At 48.5% G+C, this 5477-nt stretch carries 3 protein-coding genes; all 3 read left to right on the plus strand.

The genetic code is table 11. The features are described from left to right. Positions 1-49 precede the first annotated feature (49 nt). The 3 genes from L2755_RS21695 to L2755_RS21705 are packed head-to-tail and all read left to right on the plus strand — an operon-like array spanning position 50 to position 4839. On the plus strand, positions 50-262 hold the full coding sequence (locus L2755_RS21695) for a hypothetical protein (RefSeq protein ID WP_428847822.1): 213 nt from the start codon (positions 50-52) through the stop codon (positions 260-262). Between the two features lie 11 nt (positions 263-273). Then, complete coding sequence (locus tag L2755_RS21700; RefSeq protein WP_248982720.1) at positions 274-1572, plus strand: efflux RND transporter periplasmic adaptor subunit; 1299 nt, start codon at positions 274-276, stop codon at positions 1570-1572. 12 nt (positions 1573-1584) lie between these two features. After that, positions 1585-4839 carry an efflux RND transporter permease subunit gene (locus tag L2755_RS21705; RefSeq protein WP_248982721.1) on the plus strand — a complete coding sequence of 1085 codons (3255 nt, stop codon included), beginning with the start codon at positions 1585-1587 and terminating at the stop codon, positions 4837-4839. Positions 4840-5477: the final 638 nt, after the last annotated feature.

Genomic DNA, 5477 nt, shown 5'->3' on the forward strand with positions numbered 1-5477 from the left:
CTGCTGCCGCGCCAGTAGTGAGTACTAACTCACTACTGGCGCGGCAGCAGTGAAAAATTTGGCTCAGCTATGGAAAGCCGGTGATATTAACACCAGTGATTACCTACAAAGCCAGAGACAGATAAGCAATAGCTATTTGGCTGGACTCGCTTTGGAATCAGCCCTGTATGAAAACTGGCTGACATGGATGGGAGCAAGTGGGCAACTCGAGTTTTACCTCAATAGCCAGCTTCCGCAAACAGCGCCTACAACAGTTAAGTAAGGGCTTTGAATATGAAAACCAATAATATGATTACGGTAGAAAAAATGAATAATTCACTAAACAAGAGCGCTAGAAAGGGTGTCTTTGGACTAAATGCGATTACCCGCGCAATGAGCTTTGGTTTAATCATGGCGTTAAGCAGTGCATTCATTATGCCTCTAATGGCCAATGCGAGTGACGGCCATGCTCATGATCAAGAGCATGCGGAAGAAACTTCAGTTAACAAGGATGTAAGCACTGACGTTAAAGCAGACGATGGTCACGGCCATGATGCTGTCGGTGAAGCAGAAACAGAAGAAGAGCATGGACTCGATGCACTAAAACTGACGGTGGAGCAGCGTGAATTAGCCGGGATAGAGGTGCTGACCTTAACTGAGCAAAGTTTTAGTTTAGAAGCCGTAGCAACCGCAACATTAGTGGTTGACCGTGACCGTACAGTCACCATTGCACCACAAGTTGATGTGAGTGTGCAAAAGCGCAATGTGGTACCCGGACAAGAAGTTAAGCAAGGCGATGTTTTACTGACTTTAGGTGGCGTTGCCGTTGCTCAAGCACAAGCTGATTATATCAATGCTGAAGCCGAGTGGAGCCGAGTAAAGCGCATGAGCAAGAGTGCGGTAAGTGCCAGTCGTAGACTGCAAGCTCAAGTCGATGCGGAGCTTAAGCGCGCCACACTCGAAGCGATGAAGATGACACCGGGCCAGATTAAGGCGTTAGCCTCAAGCCCTGAAACCATAGGTAGTTATCAACTGTTAGCGCCTATTAATGGCCGTGTGCAGCAAGATTTAGCCATGTTAGGCCAAGTTATTCCAGCGGGTACAGTACTCATGCAGCTAACCGATGAGTCACATCTATGGGTGCAAGCTGAGCTGACACCAGCACAAGCTGAGAAAGTGAGTATTGGCACTAAAGCAATTGTGAAGGTGGGTGATAAAAGCCTAGAAGCCAAGATTATTGGTCGCTCACACGAGTTAGACAGTGTGACGCGTACCGAGCAGATATTGGTGAGTTTCGAAAACTCAGGTCACGTATTGCACGCCGGACAGTTTGCTGAACTTTATCTGCCCGATGCACTACAAGGTGGCGTGATATTGCCTGATGCGGCACTGACTCGGGGTGGTGATGGCGACTGGCAGGTGTTTATTGAAGATGAAGATGGTTTTGAAGCCCAAGAGGTAGAGGTCGTTGAGCGTCAACGTGGCATGAACCTAGTTCGTGGTTTGGCACCAGGCACTAAAGTCGTGGTTTCAGGGGCATTCTTTTTGTCATCTGAACAAGCGAAATCAGGCTTTGATATTCACGCGCATTAAGAGGTTGTTACTATGCTACAGAAATTAATTGATGCGGCGATCCGCAATCGTTTGATGGTGGTGCTGACGCTAGTAGGCGCAGTGCTCGGCAGTGTTGCTATGCTGCCAAATCTAAATTTAGATGCGTTTCCTGATGTAACCAACGTTCAGGTCACCGTAAATACCGCCGCAGAAGGTCTTGCTGCTGAAGAAGTTGAGAAGTTAATTAGTTATCCGGTTGAGTCGGCAATGTACGCATTGCCAGCGGTTACCGAGGTGCGTTCTCTATCTCGTACGGGTTTGTCGATTGTCACGGTGGTATTTGCTGAAGGGACGGACATCTACTTTGCTCGTCAGCAAGTATTTGAACAGTTGCAAGCCGCCAGAGAGATGATCCCAGATGGGGTCGGTGTACCTGAAATTGGTCCTAACTCCTCAGGTCTTGGGCAGATTTATCAGTACATTTTGCGTGCAGAACCCGGCTCTGGTGTTGATGCCTCTGAACTAAGAAGCTTAAACGATTATCTGGTTAAGCTGATTCTAATGCCTGTCGGCGGTGTGACTGAAGTCTTATCGTTTGGTGGTGAAGTTCGTCAATATCAAGTTCAGATAGACCCCAACAAGATGCGCAGTTATGGCTTATCGATGGCGGAGGTGACTAGCGCATTAGAGAGCAATAACCGTAACTCGGGCGGTTGGTTTATGGATCAAGGCCAAGAACAGCTAGTGGTTCGAGGTTATGGTCTACTGCCAGCGGGCGATGCGGGTTTAAAAGCGATTACACAGATCCCACTCACCGAGGTTGGTGGTACACCGGTGCGAGTGAGTGATATTGCTAATGTTGAATACGGCAGCGAAATTCGTGTCGGTGCAGTGACAATGACTCGCCGTGATGAGGCGGGCAACAAACAAGCCTTGGGTGAAGTTGTTGCTGGCGTTGTACTCAAGCGTATGGGGGCCAATACCAAGGCAACCATCGATGATATTAGTGCTCGTACTGCTTTGATAGAGCAAGCATTGCCTGATGGCGTCGCGTTTGAAGTCTTTTACGACCAAGCGGATCTCGTCAACAGAGCGGTAGAGACTGTACGTGATGCACTACTGATGGCCTTTGTGTTCATTGTGGTGATCCTAGCGCTATTTTTAGTCAACATCCGCGCGACGATGCTGGTTCTACTATCGATTCCAGTCTCTATTGGATTGGCATTATTGGTGATGTCTTACTTCGGAATGTCAGCAAACCTAATGTCACTCGGTGGCCTAGCTGTCGCGATTGGTATGTTGGTCGATGGCTCAGTGGTGATGGTGGATAATATTTTCAAACACCTTACCCAACCAGACAGACGTCATTTAGCAGCAGCAAAAGCACGTGCCTCGGGTGAAGATGATCCGCATCATGCAGGTGAAGACGGCTTAGCAGCGGATGAGCGCAGTGGCATCGCGATGCGAATTACGCTGGCTGCGAAAGAGGTGTGCAGTCCTATCTTTTTTGCGACAGCGATTATTATCGTGGTGTTTGCGCCTTTGTTCGCCTTAGAAGGTGTTGAAGGTAAGCTGTTCCAACCGATGGCGACGAGTATTATCTTGGCGATGATCTCGGCGCTGCTAGTCGCATTAATCGCAGTGCCAGCTATCGCGGTTTACCTGTTTAAAAGTGGTATCACTCTCAAAGAAAGTGCAGTACTTAAGCCTATTGAGGCTGGATATCGCAAGCTATTGAGCGCCACCATGGCCAGTCCTAAAGTGGTGGTTATCACCGCTGTAGTGATGTTTGCCATGAGCATGATGTTGCTACCAAGATTGGGTACTGAATTTGTGCCAGAGCTTGAAGAGGGCACGATTAACTTACGTGTGACGCTAGCCCCCACCGCCAGTTTAGCCACTTCACTTGATGTTGCACCTAAGCTTGAAGCTATGTTGCTCGAGTTCCCTGAAGTCGATTATGCACTAAGCCGTATTGGCGCCCCTGAGCTAGGTGGCGATCCAGAGCCCGTGAGCAATATCGAGATCTATATTGGTCTTAAGCCGATAGATCAGTGGGAGCATGCTGAAACACGCTTAGAGCTACAACGTAAAATGGAGGAGAAACTCAGTATCTATCCTGGACTACTGTTTACTTTCTCTCAACCGATTGCGACCCGTGTCGATGAACTGCTGTCAGGTGTAAAGGCTCAGTTAGCGATTAAGATCTTTGGACCAGACTTGGATGTATTGTCTGAGCGTGGCCAAGTGTTAACCGACCTAGTGACTAAAATCCCTGGTGCAGTTGATGTTTCTTTAGAACAGGTGAGTGGTGAAGCACAGCTAGTGGTGCGGCCGAAGCGTGATCTATTAGCGCGTTATGGTATCAGCGTCGATGAGGTCATGAGCCTGATTAGCCAAGGTATTGGTGGTGTGAGTGCAGGCCAGGTGATTGATGGCAACGCGCGTTACGATATCAATGTGCGTTTGGCTAAAGAGTACCGCAGTGCACCGGATGCATTACGTGACTTGCTGTTAACCGGCGTGAGTGGCGCCACGGTTCGTTTAGGTGAAGTGGCCGATGTGGTGATTGAAATGGCACCACCGAATATTCGCCGTGATGACGTGCAGCGCCGCGTAGTGGTACAAGCTAACGTTGCTGGTCGCGATATGGGCTCAGTGGTAGATGATATCTATGCTGTGATCCCACAAGCAGAGCTACCACCTGGTTATACTGTGGTGGTTGGTGGTCAATATGAGAACCAACAGCGTGCTCAACAGAAGCTAATGCTGGTAGTGCCTATCTCAATAGCGTTGATAGCACTGTTGCTATACTTCTCTTTTGGCTCTATTAAGCAAGTGGCGCTCATTATGGCCAACGTCCCGTTAGCACTGATTGGTGGTGTCGTGGCGCTTTATGCCAGTGGTACTTATCTTTCGGTACCTAGCTCTATTGGCTTTATCACCCTGTTTGGTGTGGCAGTGCTAAATGGTGTGGTGCTGGTGGATTCGATAAATCAGCGTCGAGCCAGTGTCAAAACTGAATCTAATGAGTCGCTTTACGACGCCGTCTATGAGGGTACCGTGGGCCGTCTACGCCCGGTATTGATGACAGCATTAACCTCGGCACTGGGCCTTATCCCTATCTTAATCTCTTCTGGGGTAGGTAGTGAGATCCAGCAGCCTTTGGCCGTGGTTATTATTGGTGGTTTGTTTAGTTCAACGGCGCTAACGCTGTTAGTGCTACCGACACTTTACCGTTGGTTATATCAAAACCGCAACGAGGCTAAGAGCCAAGGTCTAACTAAGGACTTTGAAGCGCTCTAGCGCAAATGCCCTGGGCTAACTTTAGCTGGGGCATTGCTACTTTGAACAAGAATTTTTCTTTGGCAAGGTTGCCAAAGGGGGTGAGAATAGGATGCACAGCATTAGTCTGCCTGAGCAGCTTATTGCGCCTTAGTGGTTACGGTTTATTGGTCGCAGTAGCATTAGTTCGATGATTAGGACGTGGTAATGGGTCACAGGGGAAAGCGTTAATTTTCTGCTAGCATTACCACGAGGTTGCCTAACCTGCTTAATCATTGGCTAATGTTGTGACCAGATAATTTAGTACGCGGAGCTGGATCGCTCCGCTTTTTTATTCGGTACTTAGAATGGTTATTGCCGCTATCTGAGCTGTTTACTCTAATGACCACATTTCTACTCACTCTCCAGCACTCCGTCGTTCCAAGTGACACCTTGTTAGCGAGATTTGGCTGGTACTGCAACCTAAGCCAAAACCAAAGCCTGACTAATCGAAACAATCTCTAGCAGGTTATCAGTCCTCGCTAGCTCATTTTTGGACATAAACGAGCTAGTTTACGTCTAACATCTGAGCCAGATCCGTCATTCCGCGACTGAATGGCCGTTGATAGTTCCAACAACAATGGCATTTCCTACGTCCGTGTAGGTCAGATTCAGGAGGT

It is taken from the genome of Shewanella abyssi (assembly GCF_023284025.1).
GTDB classification, from domain to species: domain Bacteria; phylum Pseudomonadota; class Gammaproteobacteria; order Enterobacterales; family Shewanellaceae; genus Shewanella; species Shewanella abyssi.

Excerpts from the sequence above, each read along its gene's own strand:
- L2755_RS21705 (WP_248982721.1), top strand. The coding sequence starts at position 1,585 with ATGCTACAGAAATTAATTGATGCGGCGATCCGCAATCGTTTGATGGTG.
- L2755_RS21700 (WP_248982720.1), top strand. The coding sequence starts at position 274 with ATGAAAACCAATAATATGATTACGGTAGAAAAAATGAATAATTCACTA.